This window comes from Desulfotignum phosphitoxidans DSM 13687 (assembly GCF_000350545.1).
Lineage (GTDB): Bacteria > Desulfobacterota > Desulfobacteria > Desulfobacterales > Desulfobacteraceae > Desulfotignum > Desulfotignum phosphitoxidans.
Genome location: NZ_APJX01000002.1, coordinates 474,032 through 498,559 on the forward strand (window position 1 = coordinate 474,032; position 24,528 = coordinate 498,559).

21 protein-coding genes are annotated in these 24,528 nt (G+C 52.5%); 9 read left to right on the plus strand and 12 right to left on the minus strand.

The window, feature by feature from the left end:
* Positions 1–49 precede the first annotated feature (49 nt).
* On the minus strand, positions 50–1,117 hold the full coding sequence (locus DPO_RS06735) for a sulfite exporter TauE/SafE family protein (RefSeq protein ID WP_006965012.1): 1,068 nt from the start codon (positions 1,115–1,117) through the stop codon (positions 50–52).
* 482 nt (positions 1,118–1,599) lie between these two features.
* Here DPO_RS06735 and DPO_RS06740 point away from each other — a divergent pair, with 482 nt between their 5' ends.
* Entirely contained in the window at positions 1,600–2,631 is a 1,032-nt protein-coding gene (locus tag DPO_RS06740; RefSeq protein ID WP_006965013.1) for a sodium:calcium antiporter, read from the plus strand.
* Positions 2,632–2,729: 98 nt separating this feature from the next.
* Positions 2,730–2,945, plus strand: coding sequence for a CBS domain-containing protein (locus DPO_RS25505; RefSeq protein WP_006965014.1), 216 nt, complete (start codon positions 2,730–2,732; stop codon positions 2,943–2,945).
* Here DPO_RS25505 and DPO_RS06750 read toward each other — a convergent pair whose 3' ends face one another.
* The 6 genes from DPO_RS06750 to trkA form a co-directional block, all read right to left on the minus strand.
* The gene (locus tag DPO_RS06750) at positions 2,946–4,352 is read right to left on the minus strand and encodes a sigma-54-dependent transcriptional regulator (RefSeq protein WP_006965015.1); all 1,407 of its coding nucleotides are present in this window, start codon (positions 4,350–4,352) and stop codon (positions 2,946–2,948) included.
* Positions 4,352–6,538 carry a sensor histidine kinase gene (locus tag DPO_RS23780; RefSeq protein ID WP_006965016.1) on the minus strand — a complete coding sequence of 729 codons (2,187 nt, stop codon included), beginning with the start codon at positions 6,536–6,538 and terminating at the stop codon, positions 4,352–4,354. Before DPO_RS23780 ends, DPO_RS06750 begins: the two co-directional genes overlap by 1 nt.
* A gap of 195 nt (positions 6,539–6,733) precedes the next feature.
* The gene (locus tag DPO_RS06760) at positions 6,734–7,537 is read right to left on the minus strand and encodes a substrate-binding domain-containing protein (protein ID WP_006965017.1); all 804 of its coding nucleotides are present in this window, start codon (positions 7,535–7,537) and stop codon (positions 6,734–6,736) included.
* A 324-nt stretch (positions 7,538–7,861) separates the two neighbouring features.
* Positions 7,862–8,086: a hypothetical protein gene (locus DPO_RS06765; RefSeq protein ID WP_006965018.1), complete on the minus strand. Its 225-nt coding sequence runs from the start codon at positions 8,084–8,086 to the stop codon at positions 7,862–7,864.
* Positions 8,087–8,164: 78 nt separating this feature from the next.
* Positions 8,165–9,616 (minus strand): TrkH family potassium uptake protein, encoded by a 1,452-nt coding sequence (locus tag DPO_RS06770; protein WP_006965019.1) that lies wholly within the window; start codon positions 9,614–9,616, stop codon positions 8,165–8,167.
* Positions 9,617–11,035 carry a Trk system potassium transporter TrkA gene (gene trkA / locus DPO_RS06775; protein ID WP_083912007.1) on the minus strand — a complete coding sequence of 473 codons (1,419 nt, stop codon included), beginning with the start codon at positions 11,033–11,035 and terminating at the stop codon, positions 9,617–9,619. It abuts the gene before it with no gap.
* 132 nt (positions 11,036–11,167) lie between these two features.
* Between trkA and DPO_RS06780 the strand changes: the two genes are divergently transcribed.
* Genes DPO_RS06780 through DPO_RS23785 form a run of 3 tightly spaced genes read left to right on the plus strand, consistent with a single transcriptional unit; the run spans position 11,168 to position 14,500 of the window.
* Complete coding sequence (locus DPO_RS06780) at positions 11,168–12,844, plus strand: ATP-binding protein (protein ID WP_006965021.1); 1,677 nt, start codon at positions 11,168–11,170, stop codon at positions 12,842–12,844.
* On the plus strand, positions 12,837–13,229 hold the full coding sequence (locus DPO_RS06785; protein ID WP_006965022.1) for a response regulator: 393 nt from the start codon (positions 12,837–12,839) through the stop codon (positions 13,227–13,229). The genes DPO_RS06780 and DPO_RS06785 overlap by 8 nt, the downstream gene beginning before the upstream one ends.
* Entirely contained in the window at positions 13,226–14,500 is a 1,275-nt protein-coding gene (locus DPO_RS23785) for a response regulator (protein ID WP_006965023.1), read from the plus strand. Before DPO_RS06785 ends, DPO_RS23785 begins: the two co-directional genes overlap by 4 nt.
* 56 nt (positions 14,501–14,556) lie before the next feature.
* On the opposite strand, the gene DPO_RS06795 is transcribed toward DPO_RS23785, so the two are convergent.
* The 5 genes from DPO_RS06795 to DPO_RS06815 all read right to left on the minus strand — a co-directional run bounded on the left by DPO_RS06795 (position 14,557) and on the right by DPO_RS06815 (position 19,290).
* On the minus strand, positions 14,557–16,026 hold the full coding sequence (locus DPO_RS06795; protein WP_006965024.1) for an SLC13 family permease: 1,470 nt from the start codon (positions 16,024–16,026) through the stop codon (positions 14,557–14,559).
* A gap of 171 nt (positions 16,027–16,197) precedes the next feature.
* On the minus strand, positions 16,198–16,626 hold the full coding sequence (locus DPO_RS06800) for a response regulator (protein WP_006965025.1): 429 nt from the start codon (positions 16,624–16,626) through the stop codon (positions 16,198–16,200).
* A gap of 51 nt (positions 16,627–16,677) precedes the next feature.
* Positions 16,678–17,382, minus strand: a complete 705-nt coding sequence (locus DPO_RS23790; RefSeq protein ID WP_006965026.1) for a sensor histidine kinase — start codon at positions 17,380–17,382, stop codon at positions 16,678–16,680.
* Positions 17,366–18,865 (minus strand): sensor histidine kinase, encoded by a 1,500-nt coding sequence (locus DPO_RS06810; protein WP_006965027.1) that lies wholly within the window; start codon positions 18,863–18,865, stop codon positions 17,366–17,368. Before DPO_RS06810 ends, DPO_RS23790 begins: the two co-directional genes overlap by 17 nt.
* The gene (locus DPO_RS06815) at positions 18,862–19,290 is read right to left on the minus strand and encodes a response regulator (protein ID WP_006965028.1); all 429 of its coding nucleotides are present in this window, start codon (positions 19,288–19,290) and stop codon (positions 18,862–18,864) included. Before DPO_RS06815 ends, DPO_RS06810 begins: the two co-directional genes overlap by 4 nt.
* 149 nt (positions 19,291–19,439) lie before the next feature.
* Between DPO_RS06815 and DPO_RS06820 the strand changes: the two genes are divergently transcribed.
* The 4 genes from DPO_RS06820 (at position 19,440) to DPO_RS06835 (ending at position 24,517) form a co-directional block, all read left to right on the plus strand.
* Positions 19,440–20,693 (plus strand): hypothetical protein, encoded by a 1,254-nt coding sequence (locus DPO_RS06820; protein WP_006965029.1) that lies wholly within the window; start codon positions 19,440–19,442, stop codon positions 20,691–20,693.
* A gap of 131 nt (positions 20,694–20,824) precedes the next feature.
* Positions 20,825–22,783 carry a proton-conducting transporter transmembrane domain-containing protein gene (locus DPO_RS06825; RefSeq protein WP_006965030.1) on the plus strand — a complete coding sequence of 653 codons (1,959 nt, stop codon included), beginning with the start codon at positions 20,825–20,827 and terminating at the stop codon, positions 22,781–22,783.
* Positions 22,784–22,955: 172 nt separating this feature from the next.
* Positions 22,956–23,876, plus strand: coding sequence for a respiratory chain complex I subunit 1 family protein (locus tag DPO_RS06830; RefSeq protein ID WP_006965031.1), 921 nt, complete (start codon positions 22,956–22,958; stop codon positions 23,874–23,876).
* Positions 23,873–24,517 carry a hypothetical protein gene (locus DPO_RS06835; protein WP_006965032.1) on the plus strand — a complete coding sequence of 215 codons (645 nt, stop codon included), beginning with the start codon at positions 23,873–23,875 and terminating at the stop codon, positions 24,515–24,517. The genes DPO_RS06830 and DPO_RS06835 overlap by 4 nt, the downstream gene beginning before the upstream one ends.
* Positions 24,518–24,528: the final 11 nt, after the last annotated feature.

Sequence of the window (24,528 nt, forward strand, 5' to 3'; positions counted from 1 at the left end):
TGCCCGTTGGATGGCGGCTGACAGCCCCCGGCCCCGGGCCAGGAGGGAATTACATGAGCCCCAGGGCCTTGCTCAGAGACGGCCAGAGTTTCCAGATACAGATGACCGCGACGATCAGGCAGTATACCGGTACGGTGTAGGTCCAGAATTTCTGGGGAAACACCCGGGTGGCATAAGGGGCCAGAACACCGCCGCCGATGGCTGTGATCATCATGGTGGGCAGCAGCAGAAAATCAATTTTCATGCCGGACCCCAGCATGGTGAACCAGAGAATGGCGGCCACGGTACTGACAGTGCCTTCACAGATGGCCGTCACGGCCAGCTGGGATTTAACGGGAACACCTGAAATCAATCCCCCGACAGTGATCACCGGACCATATCCGCCGCCGCCGATCCCCTTGTTAAAACCCGCCAGAAAGGCGAAAAATCCCATTCGTTTGAATCGATACGGCCTTTTTTTGCCCTTGTGCTGCTGGTACGCCTGGTATAATGCAACAGCGCCCATCATCACCAGCAAGATCACCACATAGAGCTTGATCCAGACTTTGGCGGTTTTGAATATGCCATAGACCCCAATGATTGATGTAATAACTGCTGCTACGCCCAGGATGGAAATCAGCAGCCACAATTTAATGGTTTCCGACATGGGATTCCATTTCCATTCCACGTTTTCAAACTCCCGGTGCAGAAATGCCCCGATCAGGCCGGCGGAAGCCTGCTGAATCATGATGACCGGCACCACCTGCAAGGGGGTAAACCCCAGAGACATGAGCACGGGGCTCATGACCGTGCCGAACCCCATGCCGGCGGAGGCATCCATGAATTCAAAAAACAGGCCCACCAACACCACATACCAGATAATATGCCACTGGTTGGTGCCCACCAGTCCGTGGGCAATATTATACCCTGATTCAGATGCCCGCCAGGTCGCTTCAAACGGGTTGCCGGCCAGCCAGCAGCCGACCAGAAACATGATGAACAAGGGGACGATTCCCGATAAAAATCCGATGATTTGCCGTTTTCCAGGTATCAACCGCTCCATGATGGTTGTTTTGGTGGCTTCAAGCTCCTCCTGGATTTCAAACCCGGTTCTTTTTGTTTTTTCGTTGGCACCCATTACTGCCTCCTTATGATTGTTGGTTTTTGGTGTAATCCTCTCACCCCTAAACGGGTTCTTATGTTGATCAAAAACATTTCAAAATACATGCCACTGGATACGGGAATGAAAGAACGCGAAGTACATATGATTCAACTATCTGAAATTATGGTAATTTAATTTAATTCTTTCCGGTTTGCATCCAGCATGTCCGGCCTTCCATTGATATCTATGCCCTTTGAAGTCAACAGATCGTTGACATAAAAAAGCAAAGTGAAACTTTTGGTAGACATTTATTTTTTGAACCCTGCGTTTTTTCCGGGTGAAATAATGCAAACGGCGGTGAGTTGTTTTTATAACTATTTGTTATTAAAGTGTATTTTTGCATATAATCAAAAGCGGTTCTATGTTTTTGTCAAATGGCACATGTCTTGCTCTTGTCTGCCTCAGAAAGGGATCATAAGTAAAATTAACTGATATATCACACAAAAAGGAGTCTACCCATGGAAGAATTGCTTTTACGTGTTGTCCCGGGATTACCCACCTTGGTGCTGCTGATCGTTATCGGCGTGTGTATTCTGCTGTTGTCCAAGGGGGCGGACTGGGCCATTGACGGGGTAGTAGCCCTGGCCCGGCGGACCGGGCTTCCCCGGATCGTTATCGGTGCCACCATCGTTTCATTGGGAACCACCCTGCCGGAAGCATTTGTTTCGGTCATGGCGGCCTGGACCGGCAACCCCGGCCTGGCTTTGGGCAATGCCGTGGGATCCATCATTGCAGACACCGGCCTGATTCTCGGGGTTGCCTGTGTCATGACCCGGGTGCCCATGAACAAATTTATTTTGCAGCGCACCGGCTGGGTCCAGGTGGGTTCGGCCACACTGCTGGTGGTTATTGCGTTGATATCCCTGTGGATCATGCCCGAACCGGTGATCAAGCGGGGAATCGGATTTCTGTTTCTGGGCCTGCTGGCTCTGTATATGTATGCCACCTACTCCTGGGCCAAATCCGGTGGAAACCAGGCCATGGATGGCGAAGCAGAGGATGAGTCGGATGAGATGGGGATACCCAAGTCTTTTCTTATGATTTTCGGTGGGCTGTTTCTGGTGATTCTGGGTGCCCGGGTTCTGATTCCCTGCGCTTCGGAATGTGCCGTGCGTGTGGGCGTACCCCAGGATGTCATTGCCGCCACCCTGGTGGCATTCGGCACCTCGCTGCCGGAACTGATGACCGCGTTTGCCGCCATCCGCAAAGGCCATCCGGAAATCATGGTGGGCAATGTCGTGGGTGCGGACGTGCTCAACTGCCTGTTTGTCATCGGCGCATCCGCTTCCGCCACGCCGCTGGCTATCCCTGAAAATTTCTTTCTCTTCCATTTTCCGGTGATGCTGCTGATTCTCTGGTCGTTCCGTGCATTTATCGCCATGCAGAATAAAAAGGGATATTTTGAACGGTGGCAGGGGGGATGGCTGCTGGGGATCTATTTGATTTATGTGGTTCTCCAGTATGCCCTGAATGTGAATATCCCGCATTAGGGTCAATGGCTTCAGCGGATGACACGGCTGTCATCGGCATGAAACGGGAGGCAGGCGTTAAGGCCTGTCTCCCCCTCTGGGAATGGAGGCCCGCAGCAATGGAATCATGCAAAGTCAAAACCGTTCTGATGCCTTTCTCATCCGGCGTGAGCCTGGATTATGCGGTCACCCCGGAAGACAGGCTGACCCATGCCGTGCAGTTGATGCTGCTTTACGGGATCAACCGCATTGCCGTGGTCAAAAACGGGCATCCCATGGGCATCGTCCGCCTGGATGATGCCCTGGAAAAACTGGGGTTGAAAAAATATGTCTAATCATGAGGAAAATTTGAAACCTTCCGCATCCAGGCCCGTTTCCTTGATGAGGCGGTGAAGATACTGGCGCTGGATCCCCGCCTTTTCAGCGGCCCGGCTGATGTTGCCGCTGCTGTGGGTGAGCGCGTTTTTGATATATTGATTGTAAAACAGGGCCAACGCCGCTTCTTTGGCTTCTCGGAACGGCATTTCAAGAATATCTCTGGACATCTCACTGGATGGGATGTCAGCCGGCACCCCGGCACCCGGAAAAATATCCTCCGGTTCAAGGGCTGTAGTGCGGCAGAAAATAACCCCCCGTTCAATCAGGTTTTCCAGCTCCCGGACATTGCCGGAAAAGGAATACGCTTTCAGGTGTTTCAGCGCGGATTCCGATATCTGTGTGATATCTTTCTGATACAACAGGGCATATTTTTTTATAAAATGTTGGGCAAGCAAAGGGATGTCCTCGGGCCGCCGGTCCAGGCCGGGCATGTGCAGACAGATTACATTGAGCCGGTAAAACAGATCTTCTCTGAACATCCCGTTTTTTATGTCTGTTTCCAGATCATGGTTGGTGGCTGCCACGAACCGGATGTCCGCATGCCGGGTGCGGGTGCTGCCCACGGGTTTATATTCTCCTTCCTGGAGAAGGCGCAGCAATTTGGTCTGCATGGAAAGATTCAAATCCCCGATTTCATCCAGAAACAGGGTGCTGCCGTCCGCTTCCTCCACCAGGCCTTTCTTGTCCTTCCAGGCCCCGGTGAACGCCCCTTTGACATGGCCGAACAATTCGCTTTCAATCACGTTTTCTGAAATGGCCGTACAGTTGACCGTGATCATGGGAAAGGCTTTGCGCAGGCTGAACTGGTGGATGGCCCGGGCGGCCAGTTCTTTTCCGGTTCCGCTCGGCCCGGTGATGAGCACCGTGGCCGTGGTGGGGGCCACCTGTTTGATTTCCTGTATAACGGATTTGATGGCATTGGATGATCCGATAAGGGGCCGGGTGGCATCCTTTTGAACCAGTTCTTCCCTTAAGGACATGTTTTCAAAAATCATCCGCCGCCACTGCAGGGCTTTGTCAATGGTCAACAGAATCCGTTCCCGGCGGAAAGGCTTGGTGATGTAATCATACGCCCCTTCCTGGATCGCTTCCACGGCCGTTTCAATGGTGGCATAGGCGGTCATGATAATGGCCGATGTGTCGGGCCGGATTTTCTTGATCTGACGTAAGAGATCAAGCCCCCCCATTTTCGGCATTTTTAAATCCATGATCACCAGGTCGAACCGTTCCTGTTTAAAGACTGCCAATGCCTCCATGGGATTGTTTTCCGTCTGGACCTGATAAGCGGTATCTTCTGAAATATACCGGGAAAGCAGGGCCAGCATATCTTTTTCATCATCCACAACAAGAATCTTCAATGACATTATATCTCCTTGTTAAAAACAGGCAGTTTGATCGTAAAAAGGGTACCATGTGCGGTGTTTGCATCGTTTTGAAAACCGGCAGGCGAGCTTTTGCAGTCGATAATGCCCCCGTATTTGCTGACAATGCCGTAAGTGACGGACAACCCCAGGCCGGTCCCTTCTCCTTCCGGCTTGGTGGTGAAAAACGGCTCGAAAATCCGGTCGATATATTTTTTTTTGATACCGTGTCCCGTGTCCTGGATCAGGACCATGGCTTTGTTCTCTTTTTGCAAAAATTCAGAGTGAATTGTCAGGGTCCCCCCTTTTTTCATGGCGGCACAGGCATTGTTGATCAGGTTTAAAAACACCTGCTGCAGTTCCCTGGAATCTCCGCGCACCAGGGGGATGGTGTCATCCAGGTCCATGTTCAGATCGATGGATTCCATTTCCAGGGTATGGCGAACGATGTTTACCACCTCCCGGATGGCATCGTTGACATCGCAACTGGCTGCGTTTCCTTCTCCGAAACGGGCGAACCGCAAAAGATTCTCCACAATCTGTTTGCAGTGCATCCCCTGTCTTTCAATGGTTTTAAGGTCTTCGTAGGCCTGGGAGTCTTTGGCGGTTTTTCTCACCAGCAGGTCCGTGAACCCAAGGATCACGCCCAAAGGGTTGTTGATTTCATGGGCTACGCCCGCGGCCAGGGTTCCCAGGGAGGCCAGTTTTTCCGTGTTGATGAGCTGGCGTTCCAGGTTTTTTTCAGTGGTGATATCCCTGGCAATGCAAAGCACGGATTCCACCCGGCCGGATTCATTACGGATGGGCATGAAATTGGCGCTGACCCAGAGGTCATGTTCGCCGGCCTGCAATGTAAATTCATCCCGTACGCTTTTCTGGTACCGGAAAACCAGGCCCTGCATTTTCAGGTGCTTTTGGGAAGATTCTTTGTTGAGTACCTGGTCGATGCTGCGGTGAATGAACTCTTCAGGCCTTCCTCCGAAAAAACTGGCCGTAAAACTGTTCATGGACTGGAACCGGCCGTCCTGGTCCAGGGTAAAAATAAAATCTTCCGCACTTTCCACAACAGACCGGTACTTTTCTTCCGACCGTTGCAGGTCATGGGTCCGTTGCGCCACTTTATCTTCCAGCCGGTTGGTCCATCGGATTTCTCTGAAAAGCAGGACGCTTCCTGATACGACCACCACAAAAAGAATGACTGCATGGAACAGAAACCGCCAGGCAGCGGCCTGATTGATGTAACCGTCAATTTCGGAAACAGGTGCCACCACGGCGACAGACCAGGTGCCGGCGGGTGTGCCCGGTATGGTAATGGGGCAATAGGCGATCAGTTTTTCAATATTTCCCGTCAATCCCCGGTGCCATCCGGCCGTGTAGGAACCCGTCCCGGTGTGACCGGTCAGCATATGGTTTTCCTGAATAAAGGCGATGGCGTGATGGGTCAGACCGGTATCCCGTTTCTCCCTTGCTGAAAACGCGCTTTTGCCGATAAACCGGGTGTAGGGGTGATATAAAAAGATGCCGTTGCCGTCAATCACCCAGGCGTAGCCCGTGCTGCCGGAACGGACATCATCCAGAAACCGGCCCAGAAACCGGCTGATATCCAGTTCGGCAATCAAAATCAGATTGATATCTGCCACCTGCCAAGCCATCTGGATATATATATTCCCGGATTGGTGAACGGGATCGGAAAAAAAGAGACCGGATGGTTCCGGCGGCAATGTCAAAGAAGACAGGAAATCCGGTTCGGGGGCACGGATTTGCCACTGGCGGGGATACCCGAACGAATGAATCCGGGGCTGATCCGGCATCCGGATATTAATGCGGAAAACACTTTTTTCCAGCAGCCGGGAGAACAATGGTTCCAGGGCAGGCCGGGCCGGATCGATCCGGCCGTTTTCCCGGGAAAGGATGTCGCCGGCACGTACCAGTTCTTTGCCGACAAATGACAGCTCCGATTCCACCTGTCGCCGGATGTGCCGGGCAATGAGCATCTGCTGATCATTGAACTGCTTTCTGGCCATATTTGCATGGTGCCGGGCCGCCTTCATATCCAGATAGGCGCTGACTCCCAGAAAGAACATCGTGGCGAGGATCACACCAATCAGCATCTTCCGGACATTTCGGTTTCCCTGGAATATGTTCAGAAGATACGCGGACCCGTTTTTCAATGTTTTCAGGTGTGCCAATTCAGATCATCCCTCTCATTCATCCATGGTTTCCAGCGCACGGCCAACGATGACTCCCCCAAATATTTCACGCCCCTGATTCATTCATTGAAACGGGGCGTGAAACAGCTCAGATGATTTGAAGACGCTTCCCCCGGACCGATGCCCGGCACCGGTCCGGTCTGTCATTTAAGGAGCGTGTCCCGAAAGACTGGATCATTCGACCGGCAGCATACCCCTTTCCAGGATCAGGGCCTTTCCCTTGTCAGATGTAATGAAATCCACAAACGTTTTGACGGTGCCGGCCGGTTCCCCTTTGGTCACCAGATTGAACATCTGATAAAAGGGGTAATCCGCATCGCCGGGTTTTGTCCCATCAATCAGAATCACCTTTACCTTGGGATGGGTGATCTGGGCGCCTCTGGAAATAAAGGACACAGCACCTGCCGGCAAAGATTCAATGGCTTCAAGCACCCGGGTGGAGGTGTAGGTCATGTAATCATACTGCACGTCATTGTGGCGCATCACCTGGCGCCTGAAGTTTTTGTGGGCCCCGGTCTGTTCGCCGGGCACCACCAGGGTGACGGCCAGATCCGGTCCGCCCACCTCTTTCCAGTTGGCGACATTGCCGGAAAAAAGCGACTGAAGCTGTTCAGTGGTCAGGGCATCCACGGGGGTGGATTTGTGTGTGATCACGGCCAAAGGATCTTTGGCAAAGGGGATGGCGTTCAGCCCGAAATCTTTTTCCCGCTGGGACAGGGGCCGGACCGAACTGGCCACATCGGTCATGTCCTGCAACAGCCGGTAGACACAGGACTGGGATGATGCCACAAACAGATCAATGGCAATGCCCGTATCCTGGGTAAACATGTCGAGCCGGGCACTGTCAAATCCTTCAAAGACCTGGGCGGACGCACTGTACCGCAGCGTCTGACCGGCGGATGCATTCACGGGTACATAAAAAGATAACACCAGAAACAAAATACTCATCACACACGATGCAAACATTGATTTTTTCATGATCGTTCCTCCATTGTTGGTCATTCAGTTGTCCGGGTTTTAGGCAAAAACCTTAAAACCATTTTTTTGCCTGTTTTGAATGTCACCGTTTCAATTTGTATGCCAGACAATGAAAGACGATTTTATGTTCGCATAATCAATTGTTTTTAAAGCGTTTTTTTTAAAATTTTCCGGATTTATTTCACAGAGGGCAACGCCATTGATTCAGGCGAAACAATCATTTCGTCACGATTTTTTACAGCCGGGAAAAAAACATGACGAGGGGCAGGTGTTCAGGTAAACAGATAACACCCGGGAAAAATGTGTGCCCCAATCTGCCCGGGATCATTTTTTAAAGTCATCGATTTGGTGTTTCACAATTTCCAGAATATTTTTGCCCCGTTTCCGGGCGATGACATGGGCATCGGCCACAATTTTTTCTGCATGGGCAGAAAGTAGCGCATCATCCGGCAACGCAGTCCCGGTTTTTTGAAATTTCCAGACAAGCAGTTTTTTTGCAAACGCAATTTCCTGCTGCCGAATGAACCCGTTTTTTCCAAATACCGCCATATGTTCAATCCACCTTCCTGGGTTCTGTCAGCAGGCAAATGCCCTGAAGAACCGGGTTAGAAACCATTATTTTTTTTGCTATTTCCAGAATTCCGGCACCACCAGAATAATGACCGTATAGATTTCCAGTCTTCCCAGCAGCATGCACCAGGTCAAAACCCATTTGGCCATGGCCGGGAGATGAGCAAAATTTTCCGCCGGCCCCACCGTGCCGAATCCGGGTCCGATGTTGCCAAGGCAGGAGGCCACCGCGCCCAGGGCCGTGAGCAGATCCAGGCCCATGGCTGCCAGAACGGCGCCGGCCACCACAAACAAAAACAGGTACAGGGCCAGAAATCCCATGATGGACCGGAGCACATCTTCGGACACCACCCGTTTGTTCAGTTTGACATGCCGGATGTTTCTGGGGTGGATCAGGCGGAACAGTTCCCGGTAGGCAAACTTGGCGCACACAATCAGCCGGGCGATTTTTATGCCGCCGCCCGTGGACCCGGCAGATGCCCCCATAAACATGCAGACAAACAGAATCACCTGGCTGAGACCCGGAAATAATTCATAATCAGCCGTGGCATAGCCCGTGGTGGTGAGAATGGAAACCGCCTGAAAGGATGCCGATTGAAATGCCGCGGCAAACGAGTCATACACCCGGCCGTGGATATCCAGGGTGATGGCAACGGTGAATACCACCACAAGGCCTAAAAAAACCTTGCATTCCGTGTCCCGGAAAAAGACCAGGGGCTTGCCCCGCAGCATCTGAAAATGCAGGGAAAAATTGATACCGGCCAGAACCATGAAAATGACGATCACATAATGGATATAGGCGCTGTCATAGTGGGCAATGGAAGCGTTTTTAGGAGAAAACCCCCCCGTGGGCAGGGTGGTCAATGCATGGCAGATGGATTCAAACACGGGCATGCCGCCCATGGCCAGAAGCATCACCAGCAAAAGGGTCAGACCGGCATACACCATCCACAGGATTTTGGCGGAATCGGTCAGGCGCGGGGCCAGCTTGTCCGGCACCGGACTGGGCACTTCTGCCTTATATAATTGGATACCACCCACTCCCAAAAAAGGTAGGATGGCCAAAGACAGCACAATGATGCCCATGCCCCCCAGCCACTGGATCAGGCTGCGCCAGAACAGCAGGCTGGGGGAGGCTGCCTCGATATTTGTCATGACGGAGGAACCCGTGGTGGTGAATCCGGAAATGGACTCGAACACGGCATCCGTCAGTGAAGAAAAATCCGGAGAAAAATAAAAGGGCAGGGCGCCGAACACCCCGATGGCCGTCCAGCTTAAGGCCACCACGGCCATGCCTTCTCTCTGGTTGATGAACGGGGCATCTTCATCCATATGCCGGGACAGCAGTTTGAGGATCAGGCCGGCAGTTGCCGTGATCGCCATGGACCCCAGCAGCGAAAAATGAGCCCCGTCACGGAAATACAGGCTGACCATCAAAGGGATGAGCAGGATGAGCGCCAGCACCAGCAGAAAAATACTGACAATGCCTGAAATATACCGCCACCGCATTTAAAAGAATTCCAGTTTCACGGTCAGCAGTTTTTCCATTTTTTTCACGGCCTGTTTGACCGTGAACAAAATGATCTGGTCTCCGGGGGTCACCACACTTTCCCCCGTGGGAATGATGATGTCTCCGTTGCGGATGATGCACACCAGCAAAGCCCCTTTGGGCATATTCAAGTCTTTCAGGGGCCGGTTGGTGATATCGGAAGTTTCTAAGGCCACGGCCTGGATAAATTCCCCGCGTTCGCCGAATATGGAAATATCAGACAGCACTTTTCCCTGCCGGACGTTCTGAAGAATGGAACTGACGGCCGACAACCGGGGGCTGACCACCTTTTCAATGCCGATGGTGGCCAGAAACGGATAATAACTGGATTTTCCGATGCGGGTGACCGTGTTTTTAACACCTAAATTCTTGGCCAGAAGCGAAACCAGCACATTGGTTTCATCATCGTCTGTCACCGAAATGACGGCATCGATCTGGTTGAGGTTTTCTTCTAAAAACAGGTTCTGGTCCGAGCCGTCTCCATGCAGCACCACGGTTTTGTCCATCTGCTCCGCCAGCTCCAGGCACCGGGCTTTGTCTGATTCAATCAACCGGGTTTTGATGCCTTCATTTTCCATCTGCGTGGCAAGCCGGGCACCGATACGTCCGCCGCCCACGATCAGGGCACTTTGGATGGGGGTGACCTTAATACCGAAAATTTTCAAAGTGTCTTTGAGCTGGTCGGCATGGCTGACAAAATACACCAGATCCCCGGGATAAATAGAATCGTTTCCCCGGGGCACGATCACTTCGTCTTTCCGGACAATGGCGGCGATCAGGGGCCGGGTCGCCCCGAACCGCTCATGAAAATCTTTCAGATGCATTCCGGCCATGACGGAATCGCCATCGATGCGGATGCCCGTATACCGCACTTTGCCATCGGCGAAATCTCCCGTATCTAAGGCCTGGGGGATATCCACCAGCCGTCGGATGGTTTTGACCACCTCGATCTCCGGGTTGATGATGGTGTTGATGTAAGGAATCTGGGTTTTAAAAATCTCATGAAAGCTGTCGAAATCCGTGTTTCGGATGCGGGCCAGTTTTTTGGTGGACGGAGACAGCAGATTGGTGACCAGACACGCGGTCAGGTTGATTTCATCACTGTCTGTAACGGCCAGCAATATATCCGTGTCCTGAATGCCTGCCCGGCTCAAAACCGTGGGGCTGCTGCCGGAGCCTTCAATCACCTGGACATCCAGATCTTCAAAAAGCACCCGGGCCAGATCCGGGTTTCTTTCAATGACCACCACTTGTTTGCTTTCCGAAGCCAGGCGGGAGGCGATGTTGTAACCCACTTCTCCGGCGCCGACAATAATGATTTTCACACCTGCCCTCCTGTTGAATTCGGTCGGTCTGGAAGGGGAATTTACTAAAAACACAACGGACTGTCAAATGCTTTGACATCACTTAAATTCACCTTTAAGATAAATAAAGTCGTAACAACCGTGCTTCAATAACCCGGATCCTTGGGGGACTGTGCAATGGGTATTTCACAAGATACCGGGAGCATCATGTTATCTGGTATTACCACAAAGCTGGTATTGGTTTTCCTGGCCGTTTTCTGGGGGGTGTTTGTAACCGATGTCAGTGTATCCGGCGCCCGGACCCGGGTGAAGATCGGTGTGTATCAGAATGCCCCCAAGGTGTTCATGGATGACACGGGCACCCCTTCGGGGATATTCATGGATATCCTCGGAGAAATTGCCGCAAAGGAAAACTGGGACCTGGTGTTTGTCCCCGGCACCTGGGGGGAGGGTCTGGACCGTCTGGCACAGGGGCAAATCGATCTGATGCCGGATGTGGCCCATACGGCTGAAAGGGAAAAGCGGTTCGCCTACCATCAAGAACCCGTGCTGTCGGACTGGTTCCAGGTATATACCCGGAAAAACAGCGGAATTTCCTCCATTGTGGACCTGGCCGGAAAAAAGGTGCTGGTACTGGAACGGTCTGTTCAGGAAACAGCCTTCAACCAGATGGCCAAAGGATTCGGGTTTGATTTTACCTTGATTTCATTCTCCGATTACCAGACCATTTTTACCACCGTGGCAAAAGGAGAGGCCGATGCCGCTGTGACCAACCGGTTCAACGGGCTGATATCTGCCAAACCGGCAGGTCTCCAGGACACGGCCATCATCTTCAATCCCACCCGGCTGTTTTTCGCGGCTCCGCCTGCCGGACGTCAGGCGTTGCTGGACACCCTGGACAAATACCTGGAACAATTCAAGAATGATCCGGATTCCATCTATTACCAAAGCCTGAAAAAATGGACTGATGAAGCCGTTCCGGTTTTTCTCCCGGCATGGGTCAAGGTGTTGGGACTGGTCATCGGCATTGCTCTGGTCATGAGCCTGGCCGGCAGCTTTCTGCTCAAGCGGGCCGTGGATATTCGTACCCGGCAACTGCGACAGATCAACCGGGAAATGGAGGATCGAATCAAGGACCGGACCGCAAAGCTGGCGGCCGCCATGGAACAGGCAAAGGCGGCGGATCATCTCAAATCCGCGTTTCTGGCCACCATGAGCCATGAGCTGAGGACCCCGTTGAATTCCATCATCGGATTCACCGGCATTCTGCTCCAGGGCCTGGCAGGCCCTTTGAACGACGAGCAGAAAAAACAGCTGGGCATGGTGCAGACCAGTTCCCGGCATCTGCTGGCCCTGATCAATGATGTGCTGGACATTTCCAAGATCGAGGCCGGGCAGCTGACGCTGTCTGTTTCCACGTTTGATCTGCGTGCCTCCATTGAGAAAACCGTTGATTTGGTGAAACCGCTGGCAGAAAAACACGGGCTGGCCCTTTTTGCAGAAATCAGCCGGGATGTGGGGGCTGTGACTTCAGACCAGCGAAGGCTCGAGCAGGTTATTCTCAACCTGCTCAACAATGCGGTCAAGTTTACGGAAAAAGGAGAGATCCGTGTCACCTGCCGGGCCCTTGGCAACCAGTATGAGCTGGCTGTGTCAGACACGGGCATCGGTATGGATCCCAAAGAGCTTGCGCATCTGTTTCAGCCGTTTCATCAGATCGATACGGGGCTGTCCCGCAAACGGGAAGGCACGGGTCTGGGTCTGTCCATCTGCAGAAAACTGATTGTGCTGATGGGGGGATCCATTGATGTGAAAAGCAGTTTAGGCCGGGGCAGCACCTTTACCATTTGTTTCCCGAAATCCCAGGAGTCAGATCATGAGTGATGAATTACTGATCATCGAGGACAATCCCCAGAATTTTTACATGATGCGGTTTTTACTGGAAAAAAACGGGTATGCCGTCATCGGGGCAGACACGGGCAGAAAAGGCATTGATGCGGCCCTGCATCACCGGCCCCGGGCCATTTTGCTGGACATTCAGCTGCCGGAAATGGACGGGTATGCCGTGGCCGCGGAACTGAAAACCCTTCCATATGTGGCGGACATACCGATTATCGCAGTCACTTCCTACGCCATGGCCGGGGACCGGGAAAAAGTGCTGGCCGCCGGGGCGGACGGGTATATTGAAAAGCCCATCAATCCCGATACGTTTGTGGATCAGATCCGGCAGTATCTGCCGGGTGATTCCTCCTGGGGAGGTGAGGCATGAATATTCTGATCGTGGATGACCATGAGCCGAACCTGTATCTGCTGGAAAGCCTGCTCAAAGGAAACGGTCACCAGGTGATTTCCGCACCCCACGGAAAAAAAGCCTTTGAAATCGTTCAGGCCGGCGACATCGATCTGGTCATCACGGATATTCTCATGCCCGTGATGGACGGGTTTCAGCTGTGCCGCAGGATCAAAAACGATCCCGTTCTGACAGCCATCCCTCTTATTTTTTATACAGCCACCTATACAGGTCCCCAGGACGAGGCATTTGCCCTCAAAATCGGTGCGGACCGGTTTATTGTCAAGCCGTGTGAACCGGATGTGCTCATCACTGCGGTGAATGAAGTGATGGCGGCGGCGCAAAAGGGACAAAGTGCCGTGTCCGGTCCTGTGATCGAAGAGGAGGAGGCATACAAGCTGTACAGCGAGCGGCTGGTGACCAAACTGGAACAGAAAATGCAGGAGGCGGAGCGGGAAATCGAGACCCGGAAAAAAATGGAAACCGAACTTCGTCAGAGCCAGGCCCAGCTGATCCATGCCCGGAAAATGGAATCCGTGGGCCGGCTGGCCGGCGGGGTGGCCCATGATTACAACAACATGATCAATGTGATCATGGGATTTGCGGAACTGGCATTAGAGAAAATATCCCCCAAAGATCCGCTGTACAGCGATATTCAGGAAATTATCAGGGCGGCCAGACGGACCAGTGATATGACCCGGAAACTGTTGACGTTTGCCCGCAGGCAGGAAGTCTCACCCCGTGTCCTGGATCTTAATGAAACCATCGACGGCATGCTTAAGATGCTGGACCAGGTGACGGGAAAAGACATTCGATTGTCATGGCATCCGAAACCTGGGTTGTGGGATCTTTTTATGGATCCATCCCAGATCGATCAGGTACTGCTCAATTTGTGTGTGAATGCAAAAGATGCCGTAGACACGGCGGGCCGGGTCGTGGTTGAAACAGACAATACCCGGCTGGATGACCATTTTTGTTCCCGACATCCCGGTTTTATTCCGGGTGACTTTGTGACGTTGACGGTCACGGATGACGGGTGCGGCATGGATGACCAGACCAGAGAAAGAATCTTTGAACCGTTTTACACCACCAAAGCACCTGAAAAAGGAACCGGACTGGGCCTGGCAACCGTATACGGCATTGTCAAACAAAACCATGGGTTCATTCAGGTGACCAGCACGCCGCAGCAGGGAACCCGTTTCATCCTTTACCTGCCCCGCTATGTCAAAACCGCAGCCATGTCTGATTAATCACCGGTGCACTGACAACATATCGTCAATGCACCGGTTTAATCAGTGATCTTGATTTATAGAAGAATCGGCATGCCCAGCAGGGGCCAGATCAGCAGCACGGCCAGGGCCACCAGGGCCATGAGCAGAATACTGGCTGGAATGCCGTATCCGAAAAACTCACCGCTTGTGAACTGTCCGGAGTTATAGGCAATGGCATTGGGGGCCGCGCCCACCAGGAGCAGGAACGGCATGCCCGCGGTGACCAGGGCCGCAAATACGATGACTTCGGCGGCCACCCCTAAGTAAGGCGCCACCACCAGGGCCACGGGCACGGAAATGGCAATGGCGGCCACATTCATGATAAAGTTGGTCATCACCATGACAAAAAAAGCAATGGCCATGACAAACACGAACCAGTGGGCATTCTGGAAAAAACTCAGCCAGTTGATGGCCAGCCACTCGGCCGCTCCGGTCTGCCACAAACAGAAGCCCATACTCATGGCACCGGCAAACAGCAGGATAATGTTCCAGGGCACATCCTCCAGGTCGCCGATATCCAGGATACCCACGATGAAAAATAAGATGGTGGAGACCAGGAGCACTGCTGCCTTGTTGAACGGCTTTAACACCGGGATAAAGGATTGCAGGGAAAGAAACAGAATCACACCGAAGATGATGCCCGTGGCAATGATCTCGTGGCGGGTGAACGGTCCCATTTCATGGCTGAGCTGTTTTGCTTTTTCCCGCAACCCCGGAATCACGGCTTTTTCCGGTTTGAAAAACACCATGAAGAATCCCCATAGTATAAACACCATTCCCCAGCCGATGGGAAACATGTAATAGGTCAGTTCGAAAAAAGACACGGATTTTCCGGTAATTTCTTCATAGAATCCCAAGGCCACAATGCCCCGGGCCGCTCCCAGCAAAGTGATAATACTCCCTGCCCCGGCCACGAACGCCATGCCCATGAACAGCCCTTTGCCGAATTTGGTGGGGCCTTCTTCATCCGTGTACAACGCATAAATGGACAGCAGCAAAGGATACATGGTGGCGGCCACGGCCGTATGGGCCATGACATGGGTGAGCAGGGCCGTGACCACAAAACAGCCCAGATAGATCATGGAGGTGCGTTCTCCCACGATCATGAGCATTTTATAGGCCAGGCGCCGGGTGATACCTACCTTGGTGAACACCGTGCCGATGATCAACGATCCGAAAATAAACAATACGGACGGATCCATGAAATCTTTGAATGCATCCGCAGCCGGCCGGATGAAAAACAGGGCCTGGACCACGCCGATGGCCAAACCGGTCACGCCGATAGGCACCACTTCAAACACCCACCAGGTGCCGGCCAGAAGAAACAGGGCAATGGCTCCTTTGCCCTGGGGAGATAAAGTGAACGCCTTGCCCATGGGATCCAGTGCATCCGGCCAGGGCGGAGAATAGTACACCACGGAAAACAGGATAATTCCAATCATCAGAAACATGATCCGCTTCCAGTCTATCTGAATGCCGGATGAGGCTGTTGCTTTTGTATTCATGTCACTCCTAAATTTTTGGGTAAATAAATCTTGGGTAAATCAATCAATGTGCGTTTCTTTCTCACTATCTATTGGCAGGCCTTTATCCTCGCCTTAAATTCATATTTACCGATCTGTAATAATGCAGATAATCGGTTTTTGTCAAGAAAATGTCAGGGAACTTAAGTGAACTCATCCACCAAACCGCTTGAGGATGTCCTTGATTTTGTCTTCCGTCTGTTTTTCCACCACCAGCATTTTTTCGGCTTTGGCCTGTTTGATTTTTGCGGCCAGTTTCTCCAGATCCGCCGGTTTTTCCAGCAGATCCGTGGCACCGATTTTCATGGCTTCCACGGTTTTTTCCACGGTGGCATATCCGGTGAGCAAAATGATCTGCAGCTCCGGTTTTTTCGTCTTGATGTTTTTCAACGCCTGAATCCCGTCCATACCCGGCATTTTAAAATCCATGACAATGGCATCAAAACTTTCCTTTTCAAGCATGGCCATGGCCTGGTCTGCCGAGTCTGCGGTTTTGACGGTCATTCCCCGTTCTTGCATCCGTTCGGACATGATATCTAAAAACTCTTTTTCATCATCCACCAGTAACACTTTTTCAGACATGATTTTCTCCTTTATTCCAAAATCTGATTGCCGATTTTATCCCGGCAAAACTCATCCATGTTCAGGCCGGGCCGTGCACAGACAGAATCCGGCCCCGGCATCCATCATTTTGACTTTCATTTTTACATGGGCCAGTAAGGCCCGGTCTTTGGGGCTGTCAAACAGGACGTCCCTTTTAATCATAAAACCGGGATCCCGGGTAAAACAGATTTCAGGCCGTGTTAACTCACTGCCGAACCGAACCGTCATCTGTTTTTGAATGTCAGATGCAGGATCGGCGTGATTGCAGCATAAAATATCCAGTGCCCTGAATATCAGATGAAGCACAACAAACCGCCGGGCATGGATGCGGCAGGGAACGGGCGGGGGAATCACGGTGAGGGTGCCTCCGTGCCGGCGGATGATCCGTTCCGAAAGGCTTGCCACAAGCATCACCGTTTCCTCCATGTCCACAAATTCCTCAGCATGATCCATGCTGTGGGAAAACCGGTTGAACCGCTTCATCATCGTGTCGGCCCGGGTCACATTTTTTCGGATCTTTTCACTGATGGTTGATGCTTTTAAAGGATCAATGGGGGTTGCTTTTTTTTGGGCTTTTACGGATAGATCCCCTAAAAGCCCGGCATTTTCATTGATAATGGCCAGCACATTTTTCATGTCATGGGTCATGGCCGCGGCAAGGGCACCGAAAAATTTGACATCCGCCATATCAGCAAGGCGATCGGTTTCCGGACACGGATCATTGTTTGGTGACATGGGCGGCTCCCTGGATGTTGTTTTCATTTGCAGTTTTGACAGGTATGTCGCTTTTGGGCAGCTGGAGTGACCCATCGGATGCGGTCTGCCGGACCGCTTTCACGGGCAGGGTTAAAACAAATCGGGTGCCTTTGCCCACCGTGCTTTTCACGGTGATGTCTCCGCCCATTTCCCGGATCAGGCCATAGGTGATGGCCAGACCTAAGCCCGCACCCCAGCGGTCGCTTCGGGAGGTGTAAAACGGTTCGAAAATTTTGGGCAGTTCTTCCGGAGAAATGCCTTTGCCCGTATCAGCCACGCTGATGGTCACATAACCGGTTTTTTGTATGGACACGTCAATGGTCAGAACGCCTTTGGATTCCATGGCGATAATGGCGTTTTCCGCCAGGTTCAGAAAAATCTGGAGCAGACTGCTGCGGTCACATTCAAATCCGGGCACGGCCGGAATGGGGGGCACCCGGATGGCAATGCCCCGGTGACGGGCATCCGTTTCCACCAGGGCCAGTACCTGGGAGATCACTTCTTCGATATCCACGGGTTCGGTGCTGGGTTCCATATGCCGGGCAAAATCCAGCAGTTGACGGGTAATGGTGCCGCAGCGTTTCACTGCATCCAGCACATCTTTCGCAAGAGGTAAGACGCGCGGGTCCGGTCGGGTTTGTTTTTTTAAGGTCAATAGATCGACGATCAGTCCGGTTTTCTGGTTGATGATGTCTAAGGGATTATTGATCTCATGGGCCACGCCCGAGGCCAGCCGACCGATGGAAGCCAGGCGGTTGGCATGTTCTTCGTGGTGAAGGGCTTCGATTCGTCGGCGTTCCGTGACGTGAATCCGGTTCACCAGATACGTGGCCATCCCCATGATGGACAACACGATTAAAACAATGCTCACACATAAAAACCAGAGCAGCTTGAGCCGGGGTTTGAGCCACAGATCTTTGAGCCAGTCCGCCGGTCGCAGCTGGACCAGGGTCAGGGGTGTGCCCGTGATTTTGACATATCCGGCCAGCACGGCCGTCCCGTCCGGGGTTTGCAAATCCAGGATCCCATCCGTTTGGGTTAAAAGGCGGGGATCCAGCGCGTTCAGCCCGGGATCCCGGCCATAGTGAAACGATGGGGTCACCAGGTCGCCGGCGGCATCAATGAGAAACAAATCATTGTGCCGTCTTGTGTTCAACTGGTGAAAGGCCTTTTGCCACAGGGTTTCGGCACAGGCCGTGGACGGATTTTCCGCTAAAGAGGCGCCCATGATACGGGCAAGGGTCTGAAGGCTGGAAAGCATGCGGGTGTTGGATTCCGTTTCAATGGTGCGCCGGGTCAGGTTGAAATCCACCAGGGTCATGATGATCAAAGGAGAAAGTGCCAGAATTGAGGTGAGCAGAACAATCAGTTTCCATTTGCGTTTGAGATTCAACCCGCTGTGATTGCCGGGATCATCCGGCAGATTCCAGAATGCGGGTTTGAGTCGCTGCAAAGGCGTCATGGCTGGTAAAACCCTTTGTCAACAGGCCGGCCAAACCCCATGGAATCCCGTGGGTCCGTCAAGGTTTTTTCATGACTCTGCCGGATGGCGGTATTTAACTGGTCAATATCAACGGGTTTCTGGAAATACGCATATGCCCCTAAATCCATGCAGGTTTTCCGGTCTTTTTCCGACCCATGTCCGGTCAGGACAATCACCTGAATAAACGGATGGGTCTGTTTCACCTGCTGCAACACCTGAATACCGTCCATACCCGGCATTTTTAAGTCAATGATCAGGACCTGGGGGGGGTGGGACTGCACCTGTGCCAGCGCGGTTTTCCCGTCAAACACAGCATGAGTATCCATATCCCGCATCTGGAGACGCTCAGACAGGGTTTCAACAAATTCCTGTTCATCATCCACCAGCAGAATTTTCAGTCCCATAGCCGGGTGCTTTCTTTATGAATATCCCGGGCCGGGCCGGGTATTGCATTCCATTTTAACATATGTTACCTATCTAAATTGACATCTTCTTCAAGATCCTTTAGGTGAAAATTAATTAAAGAACTTAGGTCCAAAAGTCAAGGCGAAACATGGAAAACAAGGCGCCGGAAAAGGCAAAGCTGCCGGAAAAGGCAAAGCTGCTGGAAAAACTCAAAGCCAATGGGTTTAATGTGCCTGAGTTTGTGTATGTATCGGCCAAAAAATTTGAAACCAAGGATTTCAAGGCCCTGGAAGCGTTTCTGGATGTTCACCGGGAAAGCTTTAAGGTGATCGCCAGAAGCGCGCATCCCCAGGAGTCCGAGTATAAGGGCGGCACATTCGATTCGCTGGAAACCTATGCAGACATCGGGGGAATCATCTATGCCCGCAACCGGATCATTCATCTGGCAGAGACGGCCAAGCACCTGTCCATCAGACGACAGCAGATTTTCAACAATGCCCCCCCCATCGACCTCCAGGAAATGGGCGTGATTGTGATGCCGTTTGTCAACGGGTCATCCGTCATGGCCAAAATGATTCACAACCACTGGGAATTCGGGTATTGCAGAAACAGAAATCAGAAAGTGCAGACCGAACCCCATATCACCCGGGTGCCCCATGACCGGAGCCTGTATCAACTCTCCCGGGCCATTCAGAAGCGACTGGGGTTCAAATGCGAGATCGAATATATTATTTCCACGGAAGGGGACATTCATGTGGTCCAGGCCAAGGATATTTCTCGCATCGAGACCCTGGAAGAAAAGCTCAGTGAGCGGTCCGTCCGCCTGGATGGGGTCCGGCGTATTCGAAAACAGCGCAACTACCGGGAACGGTCCGTATATGTGATGGACAACAAGGCATTTTATATCGATGTCATCAGCCTGTGTGAAGACCTGGTCCAGTCTGAAGCGGCCCCTGAAACCCGGGTAAAAAATATTGTCGATCGCGTGGCGGAATATGAAGCCGACCTGGAATCGTTTGCCCTCAGACACCAGCGGTTTGCCGTGCTGGGATTTTCCATTCAAGACTCCGGCGATCTGTATCAGATTGCCAACCATTATCTAGATGATTTTCCGGACCAGCAGAAAGCCCTTTCCAAGGCACTGCACAACAACTTGTACAAGATCGATATTTTTCTGGCCGAAGCCGACACCCTGATTGCCAGGGACAAGTTCCGGGTGAATCTTTGCAGTCATGATGCCTATGGCATTGACACGGTGCGAAATCCGTTGTGGTGCACCTTCTGGCATGCGGACCGCCACGATGCCGTGGTCAAAGAGTTCAAGCGGCTCGGTTTCAAGACCGGTGATACCGTGGGTATTGACATCGGCGCAGATGACCGGCCCGTGGTGTACCGCCATTGATTTGTTTCAAATTGAAACAAATTTTGTCAATGACTTGACAATCCCCCATTTTTCCCATATTGAAATCCGGAACTTGATTAAAACCGTCTCCTGACTTCAAAAATACTCAAAAAATGAGGGAATGAAAATTGATGAGTCATTTTTTTGCAGCCATCAGTCTGATCCTGGCCGGAGGGCTTGTGTCCCTGGTATCCGCCCGCCATCACCTGTTTTCAAGAGCCGGGGCCACCCTGCTTATCAGTGCCGGATGTGTGTGGGGTCTGGCGGCTGCCGTGACCACGCTCATGGGATCGGTCACCCATTCGGTATCGTTTCAGTATCTGAATCTGTTTTTTCTGGCATTTGAAATGGATACCTTGTCCGCTTTTTTTCTGGCCGTGATTTTTCTGGTGTGCCTGATGGCGGCGGTGTACAGTTTTCATTACACACAAGATGCGGCCGCTCCCGTGAAAACAGCCGTGACCGCGTTTTTCTTTTCCATTCTGGTGGTATCTATGGCCCTGGTGGTGACGGCGGCCAACATCATCACATTCATGCTGTCCTGGGAAATCATGTCATTGTCTTCATTTTTTCTGGTGATCCACGATTACCGGAAAAAAGAAAACCGGTACGCCGGATATCTGTATTTTGTGTTTTCCCATGTGGGGGCCATGTTCATTTTCGCGGGGTTCGGGATTTTTTATAAATACACGGGCAGTTTCGGGTTCACGGATGTGCATACCCTGACCGAGGGCGCCAAAATACTGGCATTTGTGCTGTTTTTCATCGGGTTCGGCTCCAAAGCCGGGGTGTTTCCCTTTCATGTGTGGCTGCCCCATGCCCATCCGGCCGCACCCAGTCACATTTCCGCCGTCATGTCCGGGGTGATGATCAAGACCGGGATTTACGGGATTCTGCGCATCTATTCTTTGCTGGAACTGCCGGCACCGGCGTTCGGATACCTGGTGGTGGCTGCCGGGGTGGTGTCCGGGATTCTCGGGGTGGTGTATGCCCTGGGCCAGACGGATATCAAACGGCTTCTGGCTTACAGCAGTGTGGAAAATATCGGGATCATTCTTATCGGCATGGGGCTGGGCATGGTCGGGGTGGCATCCCGCAATCCCGTCATGGCCGTGCTGGGATTTTCAGGGGCTTTGTTTCACGTGCTCAACCATGCCCTGTTCAAGTCTTTGCTGTTCATGGGGGCCGGCATGGTGGTGCATCAGACCGGCACCCGGTCCATGGATGCCCTGGGCGGACTGCTCAAGTCCATGAAAATCACCGGGTTTGCTTTTATCATCGGGTCTCTGGCCATCTGCGGTTTGCCGCCTTTCAACGGGTTTGCCGGAGAGTTCGTGGTGTATCTGGGCGGGTTCCAGGGCATTGCCCTGGATAAGATTCCGTTTGCCGTGAGTGTGGCCGCCATCATCGGCCTGGCTGTGATCGGGGGACTGGCCCTGGCCTGTTTTACCCGGGTTCTGGGCATCGTGTTCCAGGGGGAACCCCGGACCGAAGCGGCCCGGAACCGGACCGAGTCCGGCACCACCATGCTGTGGGCCATGGGGGGTCTGGGAACGGCCTGTGTCATCATCGGGGTGTTTCCCGGATGGTTTTTCAATCTGTCTTTGTCTGCCGTGTCCGCGCTGAACCTGGGGTATGCCAGAATTCCTCTCGCACCGTTTGCCCAGATCACCGGACACATCACCCTGGGTGCGTTTGTCATTGTTGTGCTGGTGCTGGGAATGGCCGGTCTGCGATCCTGGTTCTACCGGGCCAAACCCATATCCCGGTCCGGGACCTGGGGATGCGGGTTCACCCGGCCCACTCCTAAAATGCAGTACACGGGCGCGTCCTATGCTTTTGAAATGGTGCGGTTTTTCCGTCCGGCCGCCCCCATTGAAGAACAACATCCGCCCGTTGCCGGCCGGTTTCCGGCATCCACCCGATATGAAAGCCGGGTGCATGACATTGCGGAACGCTGCATGGCGCCGGGAGTGATCCGGCCGGTGCAGTTTCTGTTTGACCGGCTCAGATGGATCCAGCACGGGGACATCCACCTGTACATCGGATATATTTTACTGGCCATTGTGCTGCTGCTGTTTTTCATATAACACCCCTGGCCTCAGAGACCCCAATAAATAATGACACTTAAAACTTAAAACTTAAAACTTAAAACTTAAAACTTAAAACTTAAAACTTAAAACTTAAAACTTAAAACTTAAAACTTAAAACTTAAAACTTAACACTTTCATATAACCTTCATCAACCAAGCAGGGAGTGTATATGTTTGAATCCATTGTGCTCTGGCTGGCTGCTGTTTTTACGGCACCGTTTTTTTCGGCCGTGATCCTCAAGGTCAAAGCGTTTTTCGGCGGAAAAAAAGGGCCGCCGCTGCTGATCAACTATGACACATTGATCAAGCTGTTTAAAAAAGGATCGGTTTACAGCGTCAGCACCACGCCGGTGTTTAAAATGGGACCCGTGGTCTCCTGTGCCGCAGCCCTGGCCGCTTTGCTGTTTCTGCCCCTGGCCGGTCACATGCCCGTGATCTCCTTTAACGGGGATGTAATTTTCGTGCTGTACCTTCTGGGACTGGGCCGGTTTTTCACCATTGCCGCGGCCATGGACACGGCCTCGCCCTTTGAGGGCATGGGTGCGGCCAGGGAAGCGTTTTTTCCCATCATCTGTGAAGCGGCCATGTTCATGATCCTGATTTTCTTTTACCGCCTGACCGGGGAACTGTCGTTTGCCGCCTATTTTTCCGGTACAGGCACCCTGGGTCTGTGGCAGATCGCAGGACCGTCGCTTTTGTTCATCGTGATCGCGTTTTTCATCATTCTGGTGACGGAAACCTCCCGGGTGCCTGTGGATGATCCGGCCACGCATCTGGAATTGACCATGATCCACGAAGTCATGGTTCTGGATCACAGCGGGCCGGATTTTGCCCTTATCGAGCTGGGATCGTTCTGCAAACTGTTTTTTTACGCCGCCATTCTGTCCGGGCTGATCCTGCCTTTTGAGACCGGCATTCCGGGTGCGGGCTTGCTGGTTTTCATTGCCGGGCTGGTCATTGTTTATCTGGTGGTGGGAATTATCGAGTCCACCATTGCCCGGTACCGCATGGACAAGGTGCCCCAGTTCGTGCTGACCTCGTTTGCCCTGGCGTTTTTTGCAACCATCATTACCCTGGAGCTGATTCAATGACCCTTTATACCGTTGACACTTTGCTGACCCTGGTGCTGTTGTCCGTGTTGTTCGCATTCGGTTCCAGCCGGGTGCCGGCCCTGATCAAGGTGATGGCGTTTCAGGGCATCGTGGTGTCCATCATCCCTTTTTTCATCACCCCGCATATGGCAACCGGAGCCGTTATTTTCACCATTGCCACCCTGGTGATCCGGGGGGTGCTCATTCCGTTGAGCATTCACCTGGCCATCCGGAAAGTGGCCATCCAGCGGGATGTGGCTCCCATTGTGGGGTATCATGCCTCGTTGTTTTTCGGCCTGGGCCTGATCGTGGCCGCTGCAGTCATTTCCAGGTATCTGAACATCCCCTCCATCAGTGACTCCCGGCTGCTGTTTCCGGCTGCCATCTCTTTGCTGGTCACGGGCATGTTTCTGCTCATGGCAAGAAGAAACGCCATTGCCATGGTGATCGGGTATATCATGCTGGAAAACGGGATCTACCTGATGGGCACCACCTTTTCGGTGCGGGCACGGCATATCGTGGAATTCGGCATCCTGCTGGATGTGCTGGCCGGGGTCATGATCATGGCCGTGATCCTCCAGAACATCAAGCAGACCTTTGATGATGTGGATACCTCACTTCTGAGAACCCTGAAAGAATAGGAACGGCCCTT